The sequence below is a fragment of the uncultured Campylobacter sp. genome (assembly GCF_938018145.1).
Taxonomy (GTDB): Bacteria; Campylobacterota; Campylobacteria; order Campylobacterales; family Campylobacteraceae; genus Campylobacter_A.
Genome location: NZ_CALIII010000112.1, coordinates 1 through 2,320, shown reverse-complemented (window position 1 = coordinate 2,320; position 2,320 = coordinate 1). Strand labels below are relative to the sequence as shown.

Annotated in this window: 2 protein-coding genes; both read left to right on the top strand. The window is 52.3% G+C overall.

The window, feature by feature from the left end; genetic code table 11:
* Positions 1–1,029: hypothetical protein (locus tag Q0338_RS02445; protein ID WP_298085374.1), on the top strand; the 1,029-nt coding region annotated here is incomplete at its 5' end.
* 97 nt (positions 1,030–1,126) lie between these two features.
* Positions 1,127–2,320: cell envelope integrity protein CreD (gene creD / locus Q0338_RS02440; RefSeq protein ID WP_298085373.1), on the top strand; the 1,194-nt coding region annotated here is incomplete at its 3' end.

The following is a 2,320-nucleotide window of genomic DNA, read 5'->3' as shown; positions in this document are numbered from 1 at the left end:
ACGCAGCGCACGGGCGGCGCGATAAGCTACATTTACAAGGTATTTTTCCACGCCTTTGGGCTCTCCAAATGGCCGCAGGAGTACAACTACCCATACGCGAGGCTGGATACTAGCGCGCCCATCTCGCCTCTGACGGACAGCCCTTACGTCGCCACGGACGGCGAGCGGGTATTTTACGAGGGTAAAATTTTAGCGGGCGCGGACGCAAAAAATCTAAAACAGATAAGGCGAAAAATCATATACGAAGACGGCCCCGAGCTGCCCGCGCACTTTCGCCTGATCGATAATTGGCTGAGCGACGGACGCAGCGTTTATAAAGGCGGCGAGAGGCTAAATTTCACGCCTAGCGAGCAGATGTATCTCGTGGAGCCAAACGCCGGCATAGAGTTTCTTTTTGATCCCGCTACGGGCGCGGTGTTTATGGACGGCGAGAGGTTTGAGGCTGCAAACGAGCCCTATACGCCGCTAAATTTTCGCTCCGGCCATCAGGAATACATGCTGTTTGCGAGCAAAAACGGCATATTTTATCTAAGCAAGGATAAAATTTTAAATCGTCCGCGCAGCAGCGGTACCGAGGGCCGACTCAAGGACGCATTTTGGTACGTTTATTATAAATTTGGCGCAGACGCCAGCCGGCTAAGCGCGCTAAAAAGGGCGGGAGATAATCCGTTTAAAGGCGCCGTGCGGCAGATCTCGGAAAAGCTTTTGAAAGACGACGCGGGATTTTATTATCTAAATTTTTACTCGCATAGCGTTTACGTCACGGGTCGCAGCGGCAGGCATCTGGATAAGCGGACGAATTTCATCGATCTGCGAAAGATCACGCTAGACGTGCATGATGATGAGGTGATGGCGCAGATCGCGGACGAGGCGGCGCGAAACCCCGAGATGTCGCAGTCTATTTTTACTGCGCAGGACGTGGAGTATGAAAACGGCGCGGCCTTTTATATGTATTGCCTCGCGGTAGTTTTGTTGCTTGGAGCTTGGATTTATAGCTATCTTAGAAAGCGCAGCTTGCGGTGCGGCTAAATTTATCGTCAAATTTGCTCTAAATTTACAACCTTTCTTACCGATTTATTACGATTTCTAGTTAAAATCGCAGTGAAAAAAATCAAAAGGAAATCCAATGGAAAACAAAATCATGGATAGCGTCAGAGGTGGCTTTTGGACGAAGCCCGTCATCATTTTCGTCTTGCTTTTGCTGCTGCTTATCCCGCTAGGTTTCATCAGCTCGATGATCTCTGACCGCGCCTACGTCAAGCAAAGCGCCGAGGAGTCCATCATGCAGCCAGTCGGCGGCCCGCTTAGGATCGAGGGCGTTTTGATCTCGGTGCCGTACAAAAAACAAGCGGCCGTCTATAACGAAAACGGCGTACCTACGGTATCGCAGACTACCGAGCAGATCATGATAGCGCCGCAGTCTTATGAGCTATCGACCCAGCTAAATCCGCAGTATCTAAAGCGCGGTATCTTTAGCGTGCCCGTTTTTAACGGCGACGTCGCGCTAAAAGCCAAATTTGCGCCGCTAAATTTCGAGCAGCTAAATATCGCAGAAAGCGACGTTTTGCTAGGCGAGGCGACGCTGATTTTAGGCGTGGGCAGCAAAAAGACCTTTACCGCGTTTCCCGCGCTAAAAGCAAACGGGCAAGATCTCGCGCAGTCTTTTGCGCCGCCTAAATACTCGCCCTTTACCCAAAGCGTCCACTACAAGCTACCCGCAAATTTAGCAAACGGCGGCTTTGAGCTAGCGGGCGCGCTATCTATGCAGGGCGGGCAGAGCGCGAGCTTCGTTCCCGTCGGGCAGGATAATAAATTTGACGTAAAATCCTCGTGGAGCTCGCCGTCTTTTAGCGGCGGGTGGCTGCCGAAATCTCGCGAAGTTACGAGCAGCGGCTTTAACGCGCAGTGGGAGATCTCGGGCCTTAGCACCGGCGTTCCACAGGCGTGGATCATGGACGGCAGGCGCGAGATGCTGGAGAGCGTCGAGGCTAGCTTCATCAGCCCCGTAAACAACTACTCGCTCATCGCGCGCTGCGTGACCTACGCGATCTTGTTTTTAGCGGTGCCGTTTTTGGCGATATTTTTGTGCGAAATTTACAGCCGCGTCCGCATCCATCCGATCCAGTATCTACTCATCGGAGCCGCTGATGTGCTATTTTATCTGCTCGTACTCTCGTTTTCCGAGCATATTAGCTTTTTAGCTAGCTATCTTGTCGCGGCCGCAGCCGTGTGCGCGACGATACTTTTCTACGGCTCGGCGATCTTTCGGGCTCGCAAATGGGGCGTGTTCATCGCGCTCGTACACGGGGTTAGCTACTGC